The sequence below is a fragment of the Pedobacter psychrodurus genome, from assembly GCF_004331735.1.
Classification (GTDB): domain Bacteria; phylum Bacteroidota; class Bacteroidia; order Sphingobacteriales; family Sphingobacteriaceae; genus Pedobacter; species Pedobacter psychrodurus.
Genome location: NZ_SJSO01000001.1, coordinates 20,252 through 44,996, shown reverse-complemented (window position 1 = coordinate 44,996; position 24,745 = coordinate 20,252). Strand labels below are relative to the sequence as shown.

Annotated in this window: 23 protein-coding genes; 5 read left to right on the top strand and 18 right to left on the bottom strand. The window is 37.8% G+C overall.

Going from position 1 to position 24,745, the window contains the following annotated elements:
• Positions 1 to 70 precede the first annotated feature (70 nt).
• Together EZ456_RS00205 and pdhA are read right to left on the bottom strand one after the other, a co-directional pair.
• Positions 71 to 1,747, bottom strand: a complete 1,677-nt coding sequence (locus EZ456_RS00205; protein ID WP_131526294.1) for a 2-oxo acid dehydrogenase subunit E2 — start codon at positions 1,745 to 1,747, stop codon at positions 71 to 73.
• A gap of 30 nt (positions 1,748 to 1,777) precedes the next feature.
• Positions 1,778 to 2,773 carry a pyruvate dehydrogenase (acetyl-transferring) E1 component subunit alpha gene (gene pdhA, locus EZ456_RS00200; RefSeq protein ID WP_131526293.1) on the bottom strand — a complete coding sequence of 332 codons (996 nt, stop codon included), beginning with the start codon at positions 2,771 to 2,773 and terminating at the stop codon, positions 1,778 to 1,780.
• 495 nt (positions 2,774 to 3,268) lie between these two features.
• On the opposite strand from pdhA, the gene EZ456_RS00195 reads away from it, so the two are divergent.
• The 3 genes from EZ456_RS00195 to EZ456_RS00185 all read left to right on the top strand — a co-directional run bounded on the left by EZ456_RS00195 (position 3,269) and on the right by EZ456_RS00185 (position 5,516).
• Positions 3,269 to 3,826, top strand: a complete 558-nt coding sequence (locus EZ456_RS00195; protein ID WP_029274974.1) for a C40 family peptidase — start codon at positions 3,269 to 3,271, stop codon at positions 3,824 to 3,826.
• A 176-nt stretch (positions 3,827 to 4,002) separates the two neighbouring features.
• Complete coding sequence (locus EZ456_RS00190; RefSeq protein ID WP_131526292.1) at positions 4,003 to 5,100, top strand: CapA family protein; 1,098 nt, start codon at positions 4,003 to 4,005, stop codon at positions 5,098 to 5,100.
• Positions 5,101 to 5,333: 233 nt separating this feature from the next.
• Complete coding sequence (locus EZ456_RS00185; protein ID WP_131526291.1) at positions 5,334 to 5,516, top strand: hypothetical protein; 183 nt, start codon at positions 5,334 to 5,336, stop codon at positions 5,514 to 5,516.
• Positions 5,517 to 5,630: 114 nt separating this feature from the next.
• On the opposite strand, the gene EZ456_RS00180 is transcribed toward EZ456_RS00185, so the two are convergent.
• Positions 5,631 to 5,816, bottom strand: coding sequence for a hypothetical protein (locus tag EZ456_RS00180; protein ID WP_029274977.1), 186 nt, complete (start codon positions 5,814 to 5,816; stop codon positions 5,631 to 5,633).
• 113 nt (positions 5,817 to 5,929) lie between these two features.
• Positions 5,930 to 7,972 carry a M13 family metallopeptidase gene (locus EZ456_RS00175; protein ID WP_131526290.1) on the bottom strand — a complete coding sequence of 681 codons (2,043 nt, stop codon included), beginning with the start codon at positions 7,970 to 7,972 and terminating at the stop codon, positions 5,930 to 5,932.
• Between the two features lie 176 nt (positions 7,973 to 8,148).
• Here EZ456_RS00175 and EZ456_RS00170 point away from each other — a divergent pair, with 176 nt between their 5' ends.
• Positions 8,149 to 9,087 carry an SPFH domain-containing protein gene (locus EZ456_RS00170; protein ID WP_131526289.1) on the top strand — a complete coding sequence of 313 codons (939 nt, stop codon included), beginning with the start codon at positions 8,149 to 8,151 and terminating at the stop codon, positions 9,085 to 9,087.
• A 119-nt stretch (positions 9,088 to 9,206) separates the two neighbouring features.
• Here the strand turns inward: EZ456_RS00170 and EZ456_RS00165 are convergent, their stop codons facing one another.
• From EZ456_RS00165 to EZ456_RS00150, 4 genes are all read right to left on the bottom strand, one after another.
• The gene (locus EZ456_RS00165; protein WP_225876440.1) at positions 9,207 to 11,372 is read right to left on the bottom strand and encodes a carboxy terminal-processing peptidase; all 2,166 of its coding nucleotides are present in this window, start codon (positions 11,370 to 11,372) and stop codon (positions 9,207 to 9,209) included.
• A 267-nt stretch (positions 11,373 to 11,639) separates the two neighbouring features.
• The gene (locus EZ456_RS00160; RefSeq protein ID WP_131526287.1) at positions 11,640 to 12,329 is read right to left on the bottom strand and encodes a hypothetical protein; all 690 of its coding nucleotides are present in this window, start codon (positions 12,327 to 12,329) and stop codon (positions 11,640 to 11,642) included.
• Between the two features lie 29 nt (positions 12,330 to 12,358).
• Complete coding sequence (locus EZ456_RS00155) at positions 12,359 to 13,201, bottom strand: isoaspartyl peptidase/L-asparaginase (RefSeq protein WP_131526286.1); 843 nt, start codon at positions 13,199 to 13,201, stop codon at positions 12,359 to 12,361.
• A gap of 69 nt (positions 13,202 to 13,270) precedes the next feature.
• Complete coding sequence (locus tag EZ456_RS00150) at positions 13,271 to 14,146, bottom strand: cyanophycinase (protein ID WP_131526285.1); 876 nt, start codon at positions 14,144 to 14,146, stop codon at positions 13,271 to 13,273.
• A gap of 294 nt (positions 14,147 to 14,440) precedes the next feature.
• Here EZ456_RS00150 and cphA point away from each other — a divergent pair, with 294 nt between their 5' ends.
• Positions 14,441 to 17,056, top strand: coding sequence for a cyanophycin synthetase (gene cphA, locus EZ456_RS00145; protein WP_131526284.1), 2,616 nt, complete (start codon positions 14,441 to 14,443; stop codon positions 17,054 to 17,056).
• A 131-nt stretch (positions 17,057 to 17,187) separates the two neighbouring features.
• Here the strand turns inward: cphA and EZ456_RS00140 are convergent, their stop codons facing one another.
• The 10 genes from EZ456_RS00140 to EZ456_RS00095 form a co-directional block, all read right to left on the bottom strand.
• Entirely contained in the window at positions 17,188 to 17,643 is a 456-nt protein-coding gene (locus EZ456_RS00140) for a PA2169 family four-helix-bundle protein (RefSeq protein ID WP_131526283.1), read from the bottom strand.
• Between the two features lie 141 nt (positions 17,644 to 17,784).
• On the bottom strand, positions 17,785 to 18,702 hold the full coding sequence (locus tag EZ456_RS00135) for a glycosyltransferase family 2 protein (protein ID WP_131526282.1): 918 nt from the start codon (positions 18,700 to 18,702) through the stop codon (positions 17,785 to 17,787).
• A 169-nt stretch (positions 18,703 to 18,871) separates the two neighbouring features.
• A complete protein-coding gene (locus tag EZ456_RS00130) occupies positions 18,872 to 19,633 on the bottom strand; it encodes a class I SAM-dependent methyltransferase (RefSeq protein ID WP_131526281.1) in 762 nt (253 codons plus the stop codon).
• Between the two features lie 13 nt (positions 19,634 to 19,646).
• The gene (locus EZ456_RS00125) at positions 19,647 to 20,294 is read right to left on the bottom strand and encodes a class I SAM-dependent methyltransferase (protein ID WP_131526280.1); all 648 of its coding nucleotides are present in this window, start codon (positions 20,292 to 20,294) and stop codon (positions 19,647 to 19,649) included.
• Positions 20,291 to 21,619 (bottom strand): flippase, encoded by a 1,329-nt coding sequence (locus EZ456_RS00120; protein WP_131526279.1) that lies wholly within the window; start codon positions 21,617 to 21,619, stop codon positions 20,291 to 20,293. The genes EZ456_RS00125 and EZ456_RS00120 overlap by 4 nt, the downstream gene beginning before the upstream one ends.
• Positions 21,620 to 21,707: 88 nt before the next feature.
• Positions 21,708 to 22,322, bottom strand: coding sequence for a hypothetical protein (locus tag EZ456_RS00115; RefSeq protein WP_205944993.1), 615 nt, complete (start codon positions 22,320 to 22,322; stop codon positions 21,708 to 21,710).
• Between the two features lie 40 nt (positions 22,323 to 22,362).
• Complete coding sequence (locus tag EZ456_RS00110) at positions 22,363 to 22,881, bottom strand: DinB family protein (protein WP_131526278.1); 519 nt, start codon at positions 22,879 to 22,881, stop codon at positions 22,363 to 22,365.
• Between the two features lie 19 nt (positions 22,882 to 22,900).
• Positions 22,901 to 23,605, bottom strand: a complete 705-nt coding sequence (locus EZ456_RS00105) for a DUF4476 domain-containing protein (RefSeq protein ID WP_131526277.1) — start codon at positions 23,603 to 23,605, stop codon at positions 22,901 to 22,903.
• Positions 23,606 to 23,682: 77 nt separating this feature from the next.
• A complete protein-coding gene (locus EZ456_RS00100) occupies positions 23,683 to 24,372 on the bottom strand; it encodes a YjjG family noncanonical pyrimidine nucleotidase (protein WP_131526276.1) in 690 nt (229 codons plus the stop codon).
• Between the two features lie 40 nt (positions 24,373 to 24,412).
• A complete protein-coding gene (locus tag EZ456_RS00095; RefSeq protein WP_205944992.1) occupies positions 24,413 to 24,730 on the bottom strand; it encodes a low molecular weight protein tyrosine phosphatase family protein in 318 nt (105 codons plus the stop codon).
• Positions 24,731 to 24,745: the final 15 nt, after the last annotated feature.

Here is a 24,745-nt window from a genome sequence, read left to right as displayed (position 1 = left end):
AAGCCATCCCTTTTAGGATGGCTTTAATATATAATCAGTATTAAACTGAAAATTGCGAATTGTTAACTGATTAAGCTAATAACCTGATCGGCTCTTCTAATAAACCTTTTAATGTTTGTAAGAATTGTGCTCCGGTTGCACCATCAACCACACGGTGATCGCAACCTAAAGTCAATTTCATTACGTTACCAGGAACAACAGCGCCGTTTTTAACAACGGGAACCTGTTGTATAGCACCTACTGATAAAATTGCACCATCAGGAGAGTTGATAATTGAAGTAAACTCATCAATACCAAACATACCTAAGTTAGATACGGTGAAAGTAGAACCTTCCCAATCTGCCGGTTGTAATTTTTTAGCTTTTGCTTTACCACCAAAATCTTTTACTTCTGCGGAGATGTGTGATAAAGATTTGCCATCAGCGAAACGCACTACCGGTACCAATAAACCATCTTCAACAGCCATGGCTACACCAATGTTAGTGTGTTCGTTAAATCTGATTTTATCGCCACCCCATGATGAGTTAACAGCTGGGTGTTTTTTCAATGCAACAGCAACCGCTTTAATTACAATATCGTTGAAAGAAACCTTAACCGGAGCAACAGCGTTGATTGCCGTACGGGCAGCCATTGCATTGTCCATATCAATGCTGATGGTTAAGTAGAAGTGTGGAGCAGTAAATAAACTTTCTGCTAAACGTTTTGCAATTACTTTACGCATCTGCGAAACCGGAGCTTCTGTAAATTTAACTTCGCCAACATATTGAGGGATAACTGGCGCTGGTGCAGCAGCTTTCTCTCCAGCTGGAGCTGATGCAGATTCTGATTTTGCTGGCGCTGCTGTTGGTTTAAAGTTTTCGATATCTTTTTTAATGATACGACCACCTTCTGCACTACCTGCAACCTGTGCTAAATCGATCCCTTTATCTTTAGCAATTTTCTTAGCCAAAGGAGATGCTTTAACACGGCTATCTGATGAGCTTTCTGCAACTGGAGCAGATGCACTCGTATCAGTGCTTGTAGCTTGTTTTTCTTCTTTAGGGGCCTCTGCTTTCTCTTCGCTTTGGTCTTTAGCCTTTGCACTTTGAGCTCCTCCAGCTAAAATCCCGCTCACATCAGTTCCTTCAGGACCAACGATTGCGATAATTCCATTTACTTTAGCGGCAGCACCTTTCTCTACACCAATGTGTAATAACGTTCCGGTTGCGTAGCCCATTACTTCCATAGTTGCCTTATCGGTTTCTACATCAGCAAGAACATCATCATCTTTTACTTTGTCGCCAACTTTTTTATGCCATTCGGCAATCACGCCTTCAGTCATGGTATCGCTTAACAAAGGCATGCGGATAACCGTAACACCTTTTGCTGCTAATTCTTCTTCGCTTAAGCCACCGCCTTGAGCAGGTGCAGCTTCTTCTTTTTTCTCTTCAGCTTTTGGGGCTTCGGTGCTTTCTGCTTTTGGGGCTTCTGCGCCTTTTTCAGCCTCTAATGCTGCCTTATAATCTTCGCCTTCTTTACCAATAACGGCCATGATCGCATCAACAGGAACAGCTGATCCTTCTTCTACACCTATGTATAAAATCGTACCATCCCAATAAGATTCCATGTCCATTGTTGCTTTATCAGTTTCTACTTCTGCTAAAACATCGCCGCTTTTCACTTTATCGCCCACTTTTTTATGCCACTTCGCCAAAACCCCTTCGGTCATGGTGTCGCTCATTTTGGGCATTTTAATTACATCAGCCATTATATCTAATTAATTGAAATCTTATTAATATTAGTCCATTACGTAAGGGTAGTCCTGTTGCATATATACATCTTTGTATAATTCAGATGCATCAGGCCAAGGAGATTCTTCAGCAAATTTTACTGCTTGATCTACAATTGCTTTTATTTTAGCTTCTACTTCTTCAATCCAGGCTTGATCTGCATACTTTTCTTTAAGGATAGTTTCTCTTGCGTGCTCAACCGGATCTTTTGCTTTATAATCTTCTAATTCTTCTTTGGTACGGTATTTTGCCGGATCTGACATTGAGTGACCACGGTAACGGTAAGTTCTCATTTCTAAGAAAGTAGGTCCTTCACCCTTACGTGCGCGTTGGATTGCTTCGTCCATTGCATTGTGAACAGCAACCGGATCCATACCATCAACTGGCGCACATGGCATATCAAAACCTAAACCTATTTTATAAATATCGGTCATGTTGGTTGTACGTTGTACTGAGGTACCCATTGCATAACCATTGTTTTCGCAAACAAAAATAACAGGCAATTTCCAGAGCATGGCCATGTTAAACGTTTCGTTTAATGCACCCTGGCGCACAGCACCATCGCCCATATAACAAATGTTAACATTATCAGTTCCTTTGTATTTTTCTGCAAAAGCAACGCCAGCACCTAATGGAATCTGACCGCCAACAATTGCATGACCACCGTAGAAGTTATGCTCTTTACTGAACATGTGCATTGAACCACCTTTACCTTTAGAGCAACCTGTAGCTTTACCATACATTTCTGCCATAATACTATCAGCACTAACTCCTAAAGCTAAGGCATGAGCATGATCACGGTAGGTTGTAATCATTGAATCACCTTTTTGCATAGCAGATATTGCACCTGCAACTACAGCTTCTTGTCCAATGTATAAATGACAAAAGCCACGTATTTTTTGTTGTCCGTATAACTGGCCAGTTTTTTCTTCGAATTTGCGCATCAGCAACATCGACTCAAACCACTTTAACCAGGTATCTTTATTTATTTCTACTGCACTCATTTTAGGATATTTGTTTTTTGCGACAGCAAATCTAATTTTTTTATTGTAATTTTTGGCACTTTTTAGTGTAAAAACATCATAGTATTAGGGTTATAATCAGATTTAACAGTTGTTTTACAATTAAATATAAACTCTGGGTGTCGATATAGATTTAACAGTGATTTCTTATAATTAAATCAACACCCTTTATCATAATATGGAATCAATTTATTCTGAAATTTAATTCTGTATATGCGCTTATTCTCATAATTTAAAATAAAATCGATTTATTCCTGTTTAGAATATTGAAGTAGATTATTTTTTAAAAAAAAGATCAATTTCAGGAGAAGTTTATAAACAAAAATGATGACTAAAAAATAAAAATGTTAATAACTTTCGTTTTTTAACGTCTAACATTTGGATAACATTTGTATAATTAATACTTTTGGTAACCAACAATAAGCCCATGTGGTGTACGTTAATGTGTAAGTGAATACCCAAACATAACTGTATAACATGATTAAAAAATTTTTGTTTTCTACTCTAATAGCTATTTGCACGCTCTCTGCCGCATTTGCGCAAACAAAAACAAAAGAATCTGGTAAAGAATTAAATGATCCCGACAACCTTGCATCCCAATATTTTTCGCAGGTTATGGGTGTTGCGGTAGATGCAACTTCGAATTTAAAACTGTACAAGTTTATTTACGAATGGATCGGAACTCCTTATAGTTATGGTGGAAACACCAAAAGAGGTATCGATTGTTCGGCTTTCACTAAAGCGATTTACGATAAAGTTTTCAACACTACCATCAGAAGAAATTCGCGCGATATTTTTAGCATGGTAGATCCACTATCTAAAGAAGACTTAAAAGAAGGCGATTTGGTTTTCTTCAAGATTAAAAGCAGAAGTATTTCACATGTTGGTATTTACCTGGGCGATAATAGATTTGCACATGCATCTAGCTCTCGTGGTGTAGTCATCAGCAACCTTAACGAACCTTATTACAGCCGTTATTTTTACAAGGGCGGTCGCGTTTTAGAATCGTTTAAGAAAGAATTTACAGTAGAATAAATAAGTTAACATTTTTCAGTTAACAGAAAAAACATATACAATCCTCCTGAAGAAATTTTGGAGGATTTTTTATTGAACTAGCTTTTCTCTCAAGCGATCGTCATCCTGTCCCGAAACTTCGGGATCAGGATCTTTATAGCTGTTAAGAAGAAGCCAAACAACCTGCAGAACATCGAATGAAGCTTATTAATACAACTTTAATCTTACCTATTATCCTAATTGTTTTAATTAGCTGCACCAGTAATAATGCGCAGATTACTACGCCTGTAGCCAAACAAGATACGGTAATCAGAAAAATAAAGGATACAATATCCATTACTGCTGTAGGCGATATTATGCTCGGCTCTGCTTTTCCATCCAAAACAAACCTCCCTCCCGATGATGCTGTAAATAGCTTTCAAGCGGTTGATCGTTTACTAAAAGGAGATATTGTTTTTGGTAACCTGGAAGGTTGTTTCCTTAACTCGGGCAATTCGAACAAATGCAATGGCATTAACCCGAATAACTGTTATGCTTTTAGAATGCCAGAGCGCTATGCCGGGATATACAAGGGTGCAGGATTTAATGTATTGAGTATCGCCAACAACCATGTTGGCGATTTTGATGCCAAGGGAAGAAAGAATACCGCGCGGATTTTAGATTCTTTGCAGATCCATTATGCAGGACAGGTAAACAAACCTTTTGAAGTTTTTGAAAAGGATAGTGTAAAGTACGCGTTCTGTGCCTTTGCACCAAACGAGAATACGGTATCGATTAATAAAATCGACAGTGCCAAGGCTTTAGTTGCCCGCCTAAAATTGATGGCCGATATTGTGATTGTTTCTTTTCACGGTGGTGGTGAAGGCGCAAGGTTTGAGCACATTCCCCGTAAAAACGAGATCTTTTATAAAGAGAACAGAGGCAACGTTTATGCATTTGCACATGCTGTTATTGATGCCGGTGCCGATGTGGTATTGGGGCATGGACCACATGTAACCCGTGCAGTTGAAGTTTACAAGAACAAATTCATCGCCTATAGTTTGGGTAATTTTTGTACCTATGGCATGTTTAGCTTAAAAGGCAATAACGGCATTGCTCCATTGCTTCAGCTAAAAATAAATTCGAAAGGCGATTTTCTATATGCCGATGTTGTATCCATTAAACAGGATAAGATTAACCGTTTAACCTTAGATGATAATCATGGTGCCTTTAAAAGAATTAAAGAATTGACAGATATTGATTTCATTGGCCATCAGCTGAAATTCGGTGATAACAGAATCAGTTTAAAAGATTAATCTTCTGCGACGTCAATCTCAATTTATTTCAGAATATTTGTCGTATGAAACCATCATGATTTTTCAAACCACAGTGGGATGAATAAACGGCTCAAGCCTTCTTGAACGCCGTTAAAAACATCTACATGGGTTAAAAATCTGGTCGCTTCATCACCTTTAAAAACAAACCGGGCTTTTGCGAGCTCATTAATGCCATTGAAAACAATGAGCAATAAATTAATAATTATATACGGATGAAAAAAGAATTAATACTTCATTATATCATAGGTATAGCGGCCGCAATTTTAGTGCTGGCAGCAGCATACTACATCAACCAAAACCCTAAGAACTTATTGTCTGCTGGAATTATTATCTTGGCAGGTTGTTTAGTTGCTTTTAGCCAGTACCAGATCATCAAACATAAAAAGAAGCAATAAGTACAATTGCAACAGGCTACAAAGGCTGCTGATTTAAATCTGGGATCTATTTTTGGGCTAACCTCGCAGCTGCTTTGTACTTTTTGCTATCTAAACTTAGGAGAAAAGCCTAGTTTAGCTTTCGTCCTTTGTGTTCTTTACCAAGCCAATTCCCGATACAAAGAATATAAGTCCGATAATGCCATAAACCATTAATCCCCTTGTATTTTCGCTGTGGCTTACAAAGCCATAGCCAGCGTAGATCAATCCAATTATTCCAAGTACGGTTAATATTGTTCCAAAAGTGCGTTTTACATTCATATGGTTATTATTTAATAAGATAAATACAAAATATCATCCTTTTTGTTTTAAGGAAACAAAAAAGCCCATCTCATTAGCTGAAATGGGCATCTTTTAATAGATAAAAGGATAACTTACCAAACACCTAGCCTGTTTGCAGGCGCAACATACATTTTTGCCGTTGTAGGGATATTGAATGCTTTGTAAAATGCTTCCATATTATAAACAGGGCCGTTTACACGGAACATTTCCGGACTGTGTGGATCTGTCTTTAATCTTACACGCATACTTTCGTCTCTGTCTTTAATTCTCCAAACCTGGGCAAAACTTAAGAAGAAACGCTGGTCTGGTGTAAAACCGTCAACTTTTTTATCGCCCTTTCCTTGCTCGGTTAATTTAAAGGCATCATAGGCAATGTTTAAGCCTCCGATATCGGCAAGGTTTTCGCCCAATGTTAATGAACCATTTACATGTTGATTATCCAATAACGAGAAGTTGTTGTAAAATGTTTCTACTTTACCCGCTTTGGCTTTAAATTTATCAGCATCGGCTTTCGTCCACCATTCTTTTAAATTGCCAACGGCATCGTACTGGCGACCTTGATCGTCAAAGCCATGAGTCATTTCATGACCAATTACAGCGCCTATTGCACCATAGTTAATGGCATCATCTGCAGCAAAGTCAAAGAATGGAAACTGTAAAATTCCGGCTGGGAAAACAATTTCGTTGAAAGATGGATTGTAATAGGCATTAACGGTTGGTGGAGTCATTCCCCACTCTGTTTTATCTACATTTTTGCCCAGTTTATCCATCATTTCTTTGTAGGCATGTTTACTTGCCGACTGAAGATTGGCATAATAAGTATTTTTCGAAACCTCAACATCATCATACTTTTTCCATTTATCAGGATAACCGATTTTTTTGATGAATGCGTTTAATTTTTCTAAAGCTTTCTTTTTGGTTTCTGGTGTCATCCAATCTACCTTCTGGATTCTTTCTGCATATACTTTTTGTAAATTGTTTACCAAGGTTAACATACGCTCTTTAGCCTCTGGCTTGAAATACTTTTCGGCGTATAATTGACCTAAAAGCTCGCCCAAATTACGATCGGTGGCATTTACAATAGCTTTCCATCTTTCTGTTGGTGCTTGTTGACCATATAGTGTTTTAGAGAAAAAATCGAATTTAGCATCTCTGAATTTTTTGGTAAAGGCATTGGCCGATCTGTTTAAAGCATCAAACTTTAACTTTTCTTTCCAGATTTCGATAGGCTGGCTTTTAACTAAGGCTGATAAGGTTTGATAATATTTTGGCTGCCTAACAATAACGGTATCTGTACTCGCCCCTAATTTATTTAAGACAGATTTCCACTCAATATTTGGAGTCTGTTTTTGAAAATCAGCCACCGTCATTTTGTTATAATTTTTCTGTGGATCGCGCAGTTGAACAGGAGTTGAATGCGACTGGGCAATCGCTGTTTCCAGTTTTAAAATATTGTCGGCATATTTAGCCGCATTCGCAGAATCGCCCGTCAGGCTAAAAATTTTTGTGATGTATTTAAGGTACTCGGTTCTGATTTTTTTTGCTTTATCGTCTTGTTCTAAATAATAACTGCGATCTGGCAAGGTAAGGCCTGCCTGAGAAAATGATAAAGCATTTTTAGTGCTTAATTTATCATCTGGTTCTACACCAAAGCCCAATAAATCTCCTTCGCCATTTTTATAGCCGTCGGCAACAAAGCTGATTAAATCCTTGTCGTTTTTAATCCCTTCTATTTTACTCAAGAGTGGTTTTATAGGTTCAATGCCCAATTTTTCGATGGTAAGGGTATCCATTCCACTGGTATAGAAATCGCCAACTTTTTGTTCGGTACTTCCTTTGCTTGCATTAGCCTTTGAAGCGTTTTCTAGAATGCTGTTCAGATTTTTCAGGTTATCGTTATATAAAGTATAAAAAGAACCCCAACCTGTTTCGGTTTTTGGAATTTCGGTGTTTTTCATCCATTTTCCATTGGCATACAGGAAAAAGTTATCGCCAGGTTTTACGGTAGTATCCATGCCTGCTTTATCGAAAAATTGGGTGCGTGCATTTGCCACATCAGCATCTTGATGGCTCTTATTCTGGCAAGCAGCAAAAAGCAATACGCTGGCCGCCGGAAGAAATAATTTAATTTTCATCTGTTTATCATTTGTTTTTAAAAGTGATGAAGCGATCAGATTTATTCATCCCACTGCGTGGTTTGAAAAATCATGATGGTTTCATTGTATATAAGTTAGTTAGAAAAGCTTAAAGCTACAAAATGGCTGATGTAGTTTGTATGAATTTTTTTATAACTTCATAAAAAAATCTAATTATGCAATACACCATTTACATTGTAGCCGTTGTAGCATTCATTATCCTACTCAGCTCATTCGTTACCGTTAAACAGGGGACCATTGCGGTGGTAACGGTTTTCGGTAAGTACCGCCGCCAGTTAAGGCCAGGTTTAAATTTTAAAATTCCATTAATAGAGCAGATTTATTCTCGCATTTCCATACAAAACCGCTCTGTAGAGTTATCGTTTCAAGCGGTAACACAAGATCAGGCCAATGTATACTTTAAGGCAATGCTGCTGTATTCTGTTGTGAACCAGGATGAAGAAACGATCAAAAATGTAGCTTTTAAGTTTGTAGATGCTACTAACTTAATGCAGGCATTAATCAGAACCATTGAAGGATCTATTAGGGCATATGTGGCTACACAAAAGCAGGCTAATGTATTGGCGCAGCGTAACGAAATTGTACTTCATGTTAAGGAACAGATAGATCAGGTTTTAGATGGCTGGGGTTACCATCTTCAGGATCTTCAATTGAATGATATTACCTTTGATGAGGAAATTATGCGTTCAATGAGTCGTGTAGTAGCTTCAAACAACTTAAAAGCAGCGGCTGAGAATGAAGGACAGGCATTATTGATTACCAAAACCAAAGCTGCTGAAGCGGATGGTAATGCGATCAAAATTGCAGCTACTGCCGAGCGTGAAGCAGCACAGTTACGCGGGCAGGGTATCGCTTTATTCCGCGCAGAGGTTGCGCATGGTATGAGTAAAGCCGCTCAGGAAATGGAGCAGGCCAATCTGGATATTTCGGTAATCTTATTTACCATGTGGACTGAATCGATTAAACATTTTGCTGAGAACGGAGATGGAAACGTTATTTTCCTTGATGGAAGCAGTGAAGGTATGAACAAAACAATGAAAGAAATGATGGCCATGCAGTTGAATAAACAGACTGAGCCAACGGTGAAGAAATAAATATTTTAGACCTTTGAGGTTTGATAGACACCTTGTCTATCAAACCTCAAAGGTCTTTTAAAACGAAGGCCGCTTTAGTTTTTTGCTAAAGCGGCCTTTCCATTGAAATATATTTCTTCTTAGTTATTCTTTGGCATCACGCCTAAGTTCATCACATAGTTGCCAGATTGTTGCATGAAATCGCCCATTACTTTTAACGATTCATCTTCAATAAAATCGAAAGCATCTTGCTTGGTAATTTTATCTCCTTTTTTAATGGCAGGCAATCCTCTTAATGCCCTTAATTCATTCTGTCTGGCAAGTATTTTAGCTTCTTGCGCATCGCGCTCAGCTTTAAGTTTTGCTTCGTTTAAGGTTACAGAAACTTCATTATCACGTTTTTTAAGATCGGCAATATCTTGTTTCAGGTATTTAAAATCCGATGAGTTTGCGATTCGCTGCTCGCTATTTTTAATCAATTGTGCTTTAACAGGGGCCAGATTTGCAACTGCTTTAAAGATAGAGCTTGGAATAACATCCCATGGTAAAGCAGAAGGTTCTGTATCCTCTCCAATTTTATCCATTGGATAAACAGAAGGGAAAACAACATCAGGAATTACGCCTTTATGTTGGGTACTGCTACCTGCAACACGGTAAAATTTAGCCATTGTTAGGTTAATCTGACCTAAGTTGATATCAGCAGGGCTTGCCCCAGCTGGCGATGTGCCAACGGTTTTATCTTTAGAAATTAACCCCGCAACCCTTTGCAACATACTTGGGTTTACCAGTTTATTTAAATCGATAGAAGACTGAACGGTACCTTTACCATAAGTTTGGCTACCCATAATAATCCCACGTCCATAATCTTGTATTGCTCCGGCAAAGATTTCAGATGCTGACGCACTTAAACGGTCTACCATCACACCAAAAGGGCCATCCCAAGCTACACCGCTGTTTTCATCTTCATCTACTTCAATTTTACCACGTAAATCTTTTACCTGAACTACAGGCCCTTTATCGATAAATAGACCCGTTAATGAAATGGCTTCGACTAATGAACCTCCACCGTTTCCACGTAAATCCATTACGATTGCATTTACCTTATCGTAAGTTTTTAAGGAATCGATTAATTTTCTAACATCACGGGTTGTGCTTTTGTAATTTTTATCGCCTGCGTTAGCCGCTTTAAAATCAGCATAAAACGCCGGCAGGGTTATAATCCCGATTTTATAATCTTTACCATTACTGTTAATGGTTTTAACTTTTTTCTTGGCAGATGTTTCTTCCAAAACAATTTTATCGCGAACCAATTCGATAATTGTTGGTTTAGACGACATTTCTTTTCCAACAGGGATAACTTTTAAACGAACCTTAGTCCCTTTCGGGCCTTTAATTTTCGATACGGTGTTATCCAATCTCCAACCAACTACATCAACAAATTCTCCATCACCTTGGGCTACGGCAATAATACGATCGCCAGCACTCAGTTGTTTTCCTTTAAATGCAGGTCCACCAGCAATAATTTCCGAAATTTTAACTACCTCGTTTTCTAATTGTAAACGGGCACCAATGCCTTCGAAAGAACGAGACATATCTTCGTTAAATGCTGCTGCGTTGGTTGGGTTAAAATAATTGGTATGTGGATCAATAGATTCGGTAAAAGCATCCATCAAAATCTGAAAAACATCTTGATTGTTGGTTTTTGAAGTTTGCGATTGTAGGTTCTGATAACGTTTAGTTAATGTTTCTACGTTCTTTGCTTCGGCAGTGCCAGCTAGATTTAAGTTGATTAGTTCGTATTTTACACGTTTTTTCCAGGTATCGTTTAATGCGGTTGAAGAAGTTGCCCATGGCTGCTTCTCCCTGTCATATACATAGTTGTCGCTTTGATTAAAATCATATTTAGTTTTAATCTGTGCTAAAGAATAGGTAAAATATTCGTTTAGTCTTTTGGCATAAACGTTATAGATGAAAAATGGGCCGCTTAGATCGCCATTTTTAAAATCATCATCTAAAGTATATCTGTATTTTTCAAATTCCTTAATGTCAGAAGCCAGAAAATAATTTTTGCCTTGATCTAGAGACTTGATATACTTATCTAAAATGATCGAAGATATAGAATCGTTAATCTGAATTTTTTTATAATTATAACTCTCGATCAAATTTACAACCTCTTTTATAACAAGTTGTTGCTGCTCATCAGGTTTCACATTGGTAACCCCCTCAACCATGGGCTGAGTTTTAGGTGCAGCATGACAAGCAAGTACTGCCGCAGTAAAAATTACAAAAAATATTCTCTTTAACATCTCTTTAAATGATTTAAAATCCATTTCCAATTCTATATAGCCAATATGATACCATTTTAGCAAAAAAACAAAAAAGAGACAGCATTATTACTGTCTCTTGTTAAAACTTTATCAAATCTAACTAAAAGCTTTTTATTTAACAATTTCTTATGTAGAACGTTAAGCGTTATTTTTTGTTTTGATCGATACTCAAAATTTGACCAATTACAAACCTTTAAAGGCCATATGATCAGTAATGCAGGAAGATTTAAAAAAAATAAATATTTATTAGCTTGGATTTACCTTTTTACTGGTGGTTTTGCTGGCAATCATTTCTCTGGCATCTTTGATTTGCGTTTTGTATTGTGTGCTTTTGATCGAATTGGCGAGCCATTCAGCCGATTTCAGATCTCTCAGTGCAAGTGTAAAATCTTTCTTTTTAATTTTAACCTGAGCGATGCCTAAAATAGATTCGATATAAGAGTTGTTGCTTTTTAACTGTTTTGCCAGTATACCTTGTTGTGTATAAAACCACATTGACTGCGTGTACTTGGTATTGGCCAGGTAAACTTTGCCCAAAAGATTATAAGTGTTCATTACTCCTGCTCTGTTTCCAGTTTTAGAATAATTTTTTAAGGCCACATTTAAAAGAATCTGCTCAGCATCAGTGAAACGGCCAAGTTGATAATGCATACTGCTCATCTTAATAACGGCCTGTCCGTACCTATTGAAGTTTTTTACGGCATTGTATTCGAAAGCTGCTTTACCAAATAAGGTTAAGGCTTCGTTGTAATCGCCTTTTCGCTCTGAATCTTCTGCTTCCTCAAAAAAAGAATTTCCATCTTCCAAATCAAATTTAGATACTGCTATATTTATAGCACTACCATTAGGTTCTTGGATCTCAGATTTATCTATGTTTTGAGCTTGTAGTTGTAATGATGCAAAAAGGCCGATTAAAGCCAATACAATTTTGGTCATGCAACAAAAATAATACTTTAAATCTAATTTTAGCTAAATACCTGTAAATTAACATCAAAAGATGCCCAAACCATGTAAGGATGCGAGTCGCAATGATACACTTCGCCTGCTGCAGAAATGCCTACAACGCCTGCAAAGCCATCAAAAGCTTTAAGTTCGGCAAATGATTTAGCTGATGCTTCCTTCAAAGAAAATCCATCAGTAACACGGGTCACAATTTTTGCGGCTAAGGCACCACTTACAATATCTTCGCCTACTCCGGTACAAGAAATACCTGCATGTTGATTAGCGTAGTTGCCTGCCACGGTTGCAGAATCGCTTACACGGCAAGGGATTTCGAATCCTTTTCCCCCTGTGGAGGTTGCTGCTGCTAAATTTCCATTTACATCGAGCGCTACGCAGCCTACTGTTCCTTTATTGTTTTTTTGGTTTAATTTCGCTTCGTACTCTGACTGGCGCTGTGGGGTAATCGGGTTGAAATATTCAAATCCATTTGCTCTTGCAAATTGTTGGGCGCCATCACTACTTAGCACCCGGTCATCATAAGTTAGTAGGTTCTGTGCAATTTGTATAGGATTTTTAACATCCTCTATATTAATTACCCCACTAAATTTTTCTGTTTTACCATCCATTAAGGCAGCGTTTAATCTCACTTTTCCATCGCTTTGGATCTGCGAACCGATACCAGCGTTAAACAGCTCATTATCTTCTAACAACGCAACCGTATAAACCACGGTTTCTAAAGCCGTATGTGTTTTTAGATATTCGTGTCCGAGTGTAACAATCGAAGATAAAGCATCTTGTTTAGCCTTTTTTGTTTCCTGGTTGGTAGACGATTCGCTGAAGAAGCCGCCGTGTATGATTAGTTTCATTTGTTAGATTTGAGTATTGAGATACGAGATTTTAGGCCTTAAACCCTAAACCCTCCACCTTAAACCTTTTTACGCTATCGGTATAACTTTAGGATGATGAATCACTAAGCTATGATCCGTTAAATCATAAACGTCGCCATCGCACATTACATGTACCACCATGTTTTTAATTGAAACAGGTTGTCCCATTTCTACATCGGTTAAATTGGTATCAGCCATATTGCGGCCATCTACTAAAATTACCATACCAGAGCCAATGGCTTCCATTGTATGGCCATCAGAGATGAAAAGCCCGGTATCTTCGCCAAGCCCAATCCCTAAAATACCAGGATTGCTGGCAGCAGCATATAACAAACGACCAATTCTGCCGCGTTGAACAAAGTGTGTATCTACAATAACATCATCAATAAAGCCTAGTCCACCGGTAATTTTAACCTCCCCTTTAAGTAAGGCATCTTTGCTGCTACCTTGATAAATCATGTTTTTAGAGCTTGCTGCGGCTCCAGCTGAAGTACCTGCAATTACAACAGGTTCATTTCTATATTTTTCTAACAGGATCTGGTGGATTTTTGTTCCGCCAAAGATTGAAGAAAGACGGAGCTGATCGCCACCGGTAAAGATAATTACCTCTGCGGCTTTGATCCGTTCATAATTTTCATCAGAATTGGCTTCTTCGCGATTGGTAATATTAAGTACACCAACATTATGCACATCTAACTGTGCATAAGCCTTGATATATTCTTCACCAACTTTTTCGGGCATTAATGATGCTGTGGTGATGATCTCGAACCGAGATTGGGTATCTCTTAATGATTCTGTAGTAATCCGTTTTAAAATTCCACGCTCAAAAAAATTCATGTTCTCAGGCAGTCCAAATTGCGTTTCTGCGAAGCTGCCTGTATTTATTGCGCCACCAATGATGATGAGTTTACCTTTCGGAACCATTCTTTGTGTATTATAATTGTATCAAAAAACCCAAATATATAGGCTTAAGATAAAAAACACGACTTTTTTTGTCAAGAATATTCAATTTATTAACAAACGTTAAAATTTTATAACATAAAATTAACGGTGTTATGCTTGAAAATAAAACAAATAGGCGCTAAAATTGATTTAGGTAAATGGGACGTCTAATTTCAAAATAATTGTATAATTTACAGTCATCAATTTTATTCTAAAAATTGAGTTAAAAAAGGCTATCCCAGATCCTTGTTTAAATAAAAAAGAACAAAATATTACATGAAGATATCAAACATACAAGTATTGAGAGGACCAAACATATGGTCGATTAGCCGAAAAAAACTGATCCAGATGCGTTTAGATCTGGAAGATTTGGAGCAAAAACCAACCAATGTAATTGAAGGGTTTAGTGAACGGATAGAGAAATTGTTGCCCAGCATGTTTACACACCGCTGTTCTAAAGGTGTAGAAGGCGGTTTTTTTACACGCGTGAAAGAAGGAACATGGATGGGGCATGTAATTGAACACATTGCTTTAGAAATCCAAACATTGGCCGGAATGGAAACTGGTTTTGGCAGAACTCGCCAAACCAAAACTGAAGGTATTTATAATGTGGTATTCAGTTACCTGGAAGAAAAGGTTGGTGTTTACGCTGCTGAAGCTGCAGTTAAAATTGCCGAAGCCCTGATTAATAACGAAGAATACGATTTAGAGCACGATATCCGCAGGATGAAGGAAATACGCGAGCTAGAAGCATTAGGGCCGAGTACAGGCTCTATTGTAGAAGAGGCCGTAAGCAGAAGTATTCCCTGGATCAGGCTGAATAAAAGTTCTTTGGTACAGTTGGGATATGGTAAAAATCAGGTACGTTTTAGGGCAACCATGACCGAAAAAACCAGTAGTATTGCCGTAGATATTGCCAGCAACAAGGAGGAAACGAAACGTCTGCTTACCGAAGCCGCCATTCCGGTAGCATCAGGCGTTACCATTTCTAATATTGATGACCTGGAAGCTTCAGTAAAAAAAGTCGGCTTTCCTTTAGTTTTTAAACCACTTGATGGTAACCACGGTAAAGGTGCAACCATTAATGTGAAAACGATGGAAGATTCGATAGCGGCCTTTGAATATGCCAAAACCTATTCGAGAAGGGTAATTATTGAGAAATTTATTACCGGATTCGATTTTCGTGTGCTCGTAATCGATCATAAAGTTATTGCTGCTGCCCAACGCGATCCTGCGCATGTTAAGGGGAATGGAATTCATACTATTCAAGAGTTAATTGATAAGGAGAATGAAGACCCACGCCGCGGTTATGGCCACGAAAATGTATTAACTGAAATTGCTGTTGACCGGGATACTTTAGATCTTTTAGCCAAAAAAGAATATACTTTAGAAACCATTCCTGAAAAGGGAGAAGTGGTTTACTTAAAATCTACAGCAAATTTAAGTACAGGTGGAACATCTATTGATGTAACAGATATTGTGCACCCACAAAATATTTTTATCTGTGAAAGGATTTCGAGGGTAATTGGATTGGATATTTGCGGTATCGACATCATGGCGCAGAACCTTACCCAACCGTTAACCGAAAATGGAGGTGTGGTTTTAGAGGTAAATGCAGCACCAGGATTTAGGATGCACTTGGCACCAAGCGAAGGTTTGCCTAGAAACGTGGCTGCATCGGTTATTGATATGCTCTATCCGCAAGGAAAGCTATCACAGATTCCCATTATTGCTGTAACCGGAACAAACGGAAAAACCACTACTACGCGTTTAATTGCGCACATCATCAGAAGTAATGGTAAACGTGTAGGTTTTACTACAAGTGATGGGGTATATGTGCACAATACCATGTTGATGAAGGGTGATACCACAGGGCCGGTAAGTGCCGAGTTCATTTTAAAAGACCCGACGGTAGAATTTGCCGTACTGGAAACTGCTCGTGGTGGAATTTTAAGAGCAGGACTGGGATTTAATGCATGTGATATTGGCGTAGTAACCAATATCCAGGAAGATCACCTGGGTATTTCTGATATCCATAATCTTGACGATTTAACTCGGGTTAAAGCGGTTGTGATCGGTGCGGTACGCCGTAAAGGTTGGGCAGTATTAAATGCCGACAATGGTTATTGCGTTCGCATTGGCAAAGATGCGCGCTGTAACGTTGCTTATTTTAGTATGGATGAAAATAATCCAGTAATTAAAGAGCATTGTAGAAAAGGCGGTATAGCTGCTATTTACGAAAATGGATATATTACGATTAAAACCGGTGACTGGAAACTAAGAGTAGATAAAGCCACTCACATTCCTTTAACCTTCGGTGGTTCCGTAAACTTTATGATCCAGAATGTACTTGCAGCAACACTAGCAACCTATTTATGGGGCTATAAACCTGAAGATATCCGTTTATCGTTAGAAACATTTATTCCTTCTGCAGCGCATACGCCAGGAAGGATGAATATTTTCAGGTTCAAAGATTTTAAAGTACTGGTCGATTTTGCACACAACCCTGATGGATTTAATGGCATAAAAGGTTTCTTGCAAGGGGTTGAAGCTACCGAACATGTAGGTATTATTTCTGCAACAGGAGATAGAAGAGATGAGGATATTATCGAAACTGCCCGTATTTCTGCTCAGATGTTTGATAAAATTTATGTTTGTCAGGAGAAATATCTCCGTGGCAGACAACAACAAGAACTGGTTGATCTGCTGGTAAAAGGCATTAAGGAAGTTGATCCGAATAAGGAGATTATCATTAATAATAGAAGCACCGAATGCTTGCAGATCGCTATTGAAACTGCTAAAAAAGGTTCTTATCTTACGATTTTAAGTAACACAATCGACAATACGATCCAACGTGTTACCGAACATTTAGATCGGGAATTAGAAGCGTAATTTTAAATAATTTGCCCCGATGTTGATCGCCATTCTGCGTTGCTCCAGTCGAGATGACGGCCTTTATTGAAAAAAAACCTCCTTTGATAATTAAATCGAAGGAGGTTTTTCCGTTTTTATATTTAGGTCACTTATGCTTGAGCATCACGTAATCTTTTAATTTCATCATGCGAGGTTCTTAATGATGCTTTTTGATCAGAAATTAAATCTCTTATATTTGAAGGGATAGCTTCTTCCTCTAATGCCATTTTGTATGCATTTTGCGCAGCATCTTCTCCAAACTCACAATTGTTTAAAACCGTTTTACGGTCGTGGCCAGTAAATAAGGCTTTAACATCCATCCAGGCTCTGTAAATTTTACCAGAATTAGTGGTTCCTGTTTCAATATCTTCACCTAGTGCAGCTACCTCAGTAGCCAAAGCCATTTTATATTTTTGACTTTCGCCTATCATACTTAAAAATAGGGTCTTTAAATCTGCATCTTCATCTTTTAATTCCTGACGGGCTTTTTCATAACCTTCAATACGGTCGTTATTAATTTGAACCAAGTCGTTTAATACCTCTGCTGTTGCTGTTGTCGTTTTCATGTTGTTATTTTATAGTTTCGATGTATATAAGCAACATGACCAATTAAAAAAAGGTTTGTCATTTTTTTAATTGTCTACAACAGATAGCTATATCAGCTATTTTTTATGATTGGCAAACTACCTGAATGGGCAATGGATTAATTATTTTTTGGAAAAATATAATGCCAGCTTTTCTTTTACAAAACGCCTAACTCGGGTTACCATATTGCCTTTCCGTTTAATTAAAAAGTTTTTGATGGCTTTGTACGCCATGGGGTCTTCAGCTATTACCGTTGGAAATTCGACAATTGGTTTGGGGTTGATAATTACGTTATAGATATCATTTATTCCTGAATGTACGCCAGTGCCATCATGGCCTATGTTGTTAACGAGTGATTGCGATGGATTAAGTGTGATGCCTCCTTTTAGAAAGATGGAAGCATACCATCTAATTGCCCAACTGTTGTTTTTCCCTTTCTTAAACTCTTGCATCTGTTTCCAGAAATTCATTTTATTATCGATGGAAAATGCAGTTCTTTTCTTTTTATCAAACTGTTTTAAAAGGACGTCGATATCTGGTTCGAAGTTTTTCCATGCCCTTCCCCATGTAGCCCAGCCCCAACTTGTGGCAGCCCTATAGAAAAAAGATTGCGAAAGTTTATCTGATTTTAAGGGATACATGTAGGCCCCTATATGCATTACTTTTCCCTCTTCGCGGTAATGGTTTAAAGCATTGTTAAAATAGGCTAAAGTATGGGGAGAAGTAACCAGATCATCTTCAAAAACAATTACCTGATCGTATTCTGCTATTAATTGGGTTACGCCTGCAATTACCGAATTGGCTAATCCTGCATTTGCCTTACTTTCGATTACTTTAACCGATTTAAAACCATCTACTTTTTTGATGATTTTTCTTACCGCGGCAACTTTTTCTTCATCCTGAACTGTTTTGGCACCATCTGAAAAGATATACAATTGGCTTTGTGCAGCCAATTCATTTTGTTGCAGAAATTGTAACGTACGCTCGGTATGCTGCGGACGGTTATATACGAAAAGTGCTATTGGGGCAAGATTTTGCATTTTTGTCTTTTATCAATTAGTCCTATCAATAAACTGCTCAGTTCCTCCGTCATTTCGACTGGAGCAACGCGGAATGGAGAAATCTTTAAATAAGAACTAAGCGTTAAGATTTCTCGGCTCCGTTGCACTCCGCTCGAAATGACGACTCCCTAAATTACCGATTAATTCCCTAAAATATATGTAGATTATGGTCAGATTTTTTTGTTAATACGGTATATGCGTTAGCAAACTGTTCCTGTTTTTTCTTACCCAAAAAATTACCCAAAGCTTTTTTAATCCGGTATTCCAGCTCGATTTTTAAATTTTTAGAAAATGTTTTTGGTGCTTTTCTATTAATAAACTCATTAAACTTTACCGTTTCTGGAGCGGTCATCGAAACTTTATCTTCTAAAATTTCTAAACCCTCACTCTGTAACAAGAACCTTAAAGAAGTTGGTGTATACATGTTAATGTGTCCATAATCCAAAAAATGCTTCATTCTTTGGTCTACACCAAAACGGTAATCTTTAGGTACTTCAACTACAATATACTTTGCTACCCTTTTCAATTCACGGATCAGGATCCTCTCATGTTCTACATGCTCTAAAACGTGCGCAAGAATAATCAGATCAAATGCATCATCTTCATAAGGAATTTTGTATCCATCGAAAGTTTGTGCTTCTTTTAAACTGGCGAGGTTGCGGTCTTTTATAATGTCGACACCACTTTGTGCGATTTCTAAAGCATACAGTTCCGGTGCGAAATGCCATTCATTTAAAAAATGTAAAATACTGCCATCTCCGGCGCCAACCTCAAGTACTTTTTTAGGATTTAACCCTTTGCAAACATCAACGATGTTCTGGGCTTTATATTTTGCGCCGAGCATTCTCCATGCTACATCGCTATTGGTATAAAAATTATCGTAGGCCGTTTTTACTTCTTCGCTTAACATGATGCTTACTGATTTAAATACCTAAACAATTATCCTGCTTGTAAAAAACTGAGGTTGCTTTTTCGTAAAAAAGACCTGGTGAAATCCCACTGAAGCTGATTTCTTTGAATCCTTGGGCCTTTAAAAGCACACGCGCAGGATTATAAACTTCACGTTCACTATCATCTAAAACCAATACGCCATTTGCGGATAACGCAGCTACGCTATACTTACAACAGTTTACACGATCACGCCCATCAACAATAATAATGTCGAACTTTTTATCAAGCAAAGTTGCTTTTTTAGCGTATTCTCCATCTTTTTCCAATTGGCAGAATATCATTTCAGCATTGGCGGGACTGGTGTTTTTTACTTTATCAAACCAGCCTTTATCGTGCTCTACAGAAGTTACCGAGCCAGCTCTTTCTGCATAAAAAATAGTAGAACTGCCAGAGCCATATTCGAAAATATGCTGTGTTTTGTTTATCCGTTCTTTAATAAAATCGATAAACGAATAAGTTACCCAAGGCAAAGCTTTTCCTTGCCCGTCTACGGCCTGTTTTTTATCAAAAGCCTTGAACCAGCCAATGCTGTTCAGGTAGCCTTTATGTCCGTATGATAATAATGCCTTAAGCCTGCTTGGCTTTGCAATTAATGTGGTTAATGCTTTAAGAGTACTCAATGTTTAAATATTTTTTGAAATGCGGTGACCAAAAATAATGATTTTAACATCATTATACCCTGTTGCCTAGTTTTAGGAATTAATAAAATGAAAAAGGTTGCTGTAAAGTAAGCAATCAGCGTGGCAAGAGCAGCCCCCATAATGCCAAATTTTGGTATCCATAATACGTTCAAAGCGATATTCACTATCGCTCCCATTCCGGTTCGGAGCATCGATAACTTGGTATATCCTTCTGCAATAAGATACTGCCCACTGGCGCTACCTAGGAAAACAAATATACCTGCCCAAACATGAACAGTTAACACATGTGCACCATCCCAAAATTCTGGAGTGTAAACGATATGGTATATGATTGGTGAGGCAAAAGTCATGAAAAGTGCTACGCTCAAACTTATCCAAACCATAATGTCGTACATGTTTTGTAGACGTTTCATGTATCTTTCTGGATTATCTCTCTTGGCATTCATAATTGCAGGAAACACAGAGGTTACTATCGCAACAGGTATAAAATACCAGCTTTCACTTAGCTGTACGACGGTTGAATAAATTCCTAAGGCCCCAGTGCCAAGATAATTTTCAACCATTAGCTGATCAATTTTCATGTATATTGAAACCAGAACCGCAGATAGTGCTAATGGCCATGAATGTTTAACTAGGTATTTTGCCAATGTTGAATCAAATACCCAATTGAAAACACTTCCAACTTTTATCCTATAAAAATGGATGTACCCAATCGCCAGAATTATGGTGTCAAGTAGCAGGGCAAAAACAAACCATTCTACATTTAATTTTAAAAAGATAAATATCAATTTTATTAATGCAGAGATAATGTTTCCGAATACCTGAATACGCATTACGTATTTAGCCTGTACTTTAGATTGGAAATAACTATCCGTAATATAGAAAGCCTGAGTTATTCCGGTAAGCCCCACAATAAGAACGTAGATGAGTGGGGTTTCAATAGGCTTGTGCATATTCCAAAGACTATATGCAAAATATATAAGTGGGATAATACAAATGCCCCCAGTAAGCTTAAGCCAAAAGGCGGTTCCAAGTAAACGATCTCTATTTTCTGGTGTACGAAGAAGTTCACGCGTAATAAAACCATCTAATCCAAGGGCGGCCGCAGCTACAAAAAAAGTCGTGAAGGCTGCGGGGTAATTTAAGATGCCATTTAATGTCTTTCCTAAATAATTAGTAATTGCAAAACCTACTAAAATTTTGATTACTAAACTTCCAACTCTCGCCAACATTAACCACCCTGTATTTTTTAAATACTTGTTAAATGCTTCTTCGTCAAAACCTTTTATGGCGGGTAATTTCATTAACGCAAAGATGTAAAAAAATGTGCGTTAAGTTAGATAGCGCAAATTCAAAATATTTAAAGGCATGAAGTACACGAAGTATATGCTATTATTTCCCTTCACTTTTTGTCTCCAGTGCTTTTGTTTCTGAAGTTTTAACTTCAGGGCTTGGCACAGGAACAGCATTTACAGCTTGGGCAGGTTTGCTATTTAAAGGTGCACCTACAGCAATATCGCACCTATGGTTGGGTTGGCCATGAGGTGGGTTCAAGCCCTTCCCTGTTTTTATAGCTACAGTTTGTTTTACTGCAGGCTGTGTGGTTACTACCTGTTTTGGTTTACTATCCAAAGGTGCGCCAACGGCAATATCACATCTGTGGCCAGGTTCGCCATGTTTAGGATTTAATTTTTTACCTGAAGTATTCACAACAGGGGTTGCCGGAGCAGTTACTGGTTGCGGACTAACACTTTTTTGTGGTTGAATTGCAGCTGTTTGGTTTAATGGTGCACCAACCGCTAAAGCACAGGTATGCCCGGCATCGCCATGTGGTGGATTAAAAATTAGATTACTTTTTGTACGCTGCGCTGCTGGTTGAACAGTGTTGCTTTTTTGGAGCCCTTGTATCCCGGTAGGTGTTGGAATAACAGCTTGAGTAGTTTCTTTCTTTTCGCTATTACAGGCACAAAGAACAATAATGGCTAAAAGGTAAAAAGCGGTTTTCATGGGACTGAGTTTAGAATTACTCAAATATGGCGAAATTAATTTATGCCTGAAAGCCCTTTTCTATTCTTTCTAACTGTTTGAGATGATGTTTTAAATGAATTTCGATAAATCTTAGCCATTGCCTGGCATTTAAGTAGCCTAGTCGTGGGTGTTTTGTTTTGCAGTCGGCTTTTGCGTTGGCAATTACGGGATAATTATCATCGAGGCCTTTCTCAAACTCCAAAATAAAATCGAGTGCTTCTGTTTTGCTGATTTTTTTTACACGCTCGGCCAGTCTTTTCGGAACTTTATACTTTTTTGCTGGTGGTAAGGCGCCTAAAACTAAAATCAGTTTTAAAATAAAATGCGTGGGTTTTTTTTCGCCTTTACCACTTGCTGCGCGTTCGAGTGCAATTAATGAGAGCAGGCTTGAATCGAAAATATGTGAATATACTTCGCTGTAGCTCCATCCGGCAATGGGTGGTGTGGTTTGAAAAATATCTTCAGCGTAGTGAGATAATTTCGATTTATAGGCATCGATAATTTTATGTATCGATGCCTTTATTTTTGCAGCCGTCATTCAATAAAGATAAGCCGAATTACTGCTTCTCCAAATATTTTAAGAAGTCGTCCTTATTAGATGGAAAAACAAAAATATCAGATAAGGTAAAATAGTTCTGAGGGTCGGCAACGGTTTTGTAAAGATTCTTCGCCACTTTTAAGCGCTCATCATCAAAAGAGAAAGATTTTAAAAGTACCCTCGCCTGAGCGCTTAGCAGGGAGGCATTTTTACTCACCACATTAATCATCCTCGCCCTGCCATCATCAAAACTTTCTTTTTTGTATTGGGTTAAAAAGGCCTGAAAAGCTTCGTCGGAAAGTAATCTGTAATTCAACTCGGGTTGTGTTTGGATTGGCGGAACAATACCAGTATTATAATCTCCGGTATAGCCATCAAAATCGTTAAGGGCATATTGCCTGTTGCGATAGATATTTAGCTGTTTTAAAGTAATTAACCTTTTATCCTCAAAACTTAATACAAGCCTTTGTTGCGGGATAATCCTAATTCTCTGTTTTATCACTACAGTATTGCCCTGAATAATAGATAGCATGGGTGCAGAATTGTATACATTATAAAAACGAAACCTGCCATTGGCTGATCCAACCAGTTCTTCATCTAAATATACATTATACTTGCCTGGATTAACGATTTGCAGAAATACTTCGGCGGCACTGCGGTTGTTTTGAGCGAAAGTTAGGGTAGCAAAAAGCATTGCCAATCCTAAAAAGATGGTTTTCTTCATTTTAATTAAGGTTTCATTTGTGTGTGTTTTAAGCTCATGCCAAATGAATGCCAAAACCAAACAAAAAAGGAGTAAGACTAAAAAAGTTTTAACAACTCTTCAAGGTGGATGATTTCCCTTGTTACATCTTCAGGCTTTTTTTTCTGTAAAGGGTTGAAAAATATAGCCTCCATGCCAAAATTTAAAGCGCCGTAAATATCAGCCTCAAGACTATCACCAATCATGATACTTTCGGTCTTTAAAGCCTTTGCTTTATCCAGTGCGTATTCAAAAATGATGGGGTTGGGTTTGTTTACGCCCACATCTTCTGAAATAATTACATTTTCGAAATAAGGATTAAGGTTTGATAGGTTCATTTTGGTTAAGGTTGTTTCCTTAAACCCATTAGAAATGATATGTAGTGTATATTTTTGCTGCAAGTAAGCCAGTACGTTTTCTGCCCCTTCGAACAAATTGGTTTTGGTGGGTGAAATACTTACATAATCATCTTCAAATTGATGAGGTATCACATCGGGATGAATACCTAATTGAATGAATGTTTTGTGGAAACGTTCTGATCTTAAAAAATCTTTAGTAATTTTTCCCAAGTGATAATCGGCCCACAGCTGATGGTTATTTTCGGTATAAGTAGTAATGAAATCGGCACAGGATTTAAGACCAAGTTCATCTAACTTATAGGTTTGGTAAAGCTCATTTAGCGTTTCTTCGGCATTACGGTCAAAATCCCAGATGGTGTGGTCAAGGTCGAAGAAAATGTGTTTTTTCATGAGTGATGATTTTCACAAAGGTAGCCTAATGATTTTTGATTTATAAATAATCGGCAACTTTTGCGTTTAGTTCCTCAATAAGTTCTTCATCCATATACTGATAATCATCTGGGATATGAAGCGTAATAATTTCCTTTTCGTAGAGTTCCTCAGGAAAACGTTCAATGATTCTTTGCTTATGCTTTTTTTCCATTACAAAGATCAGATCTGCCCAGATAATCAACTTTGCATTAATTTTAATCCTGGCCGATGGCTCAGTTCCCGCAGATCTTACCTGATGATCAGAATGGTTTTTATAGATATTTTCGGCAGTGGCACTACGCCATTTGTTTCTACTGCATATAAAGAGGATGTTCACTCTATTGATTTTATA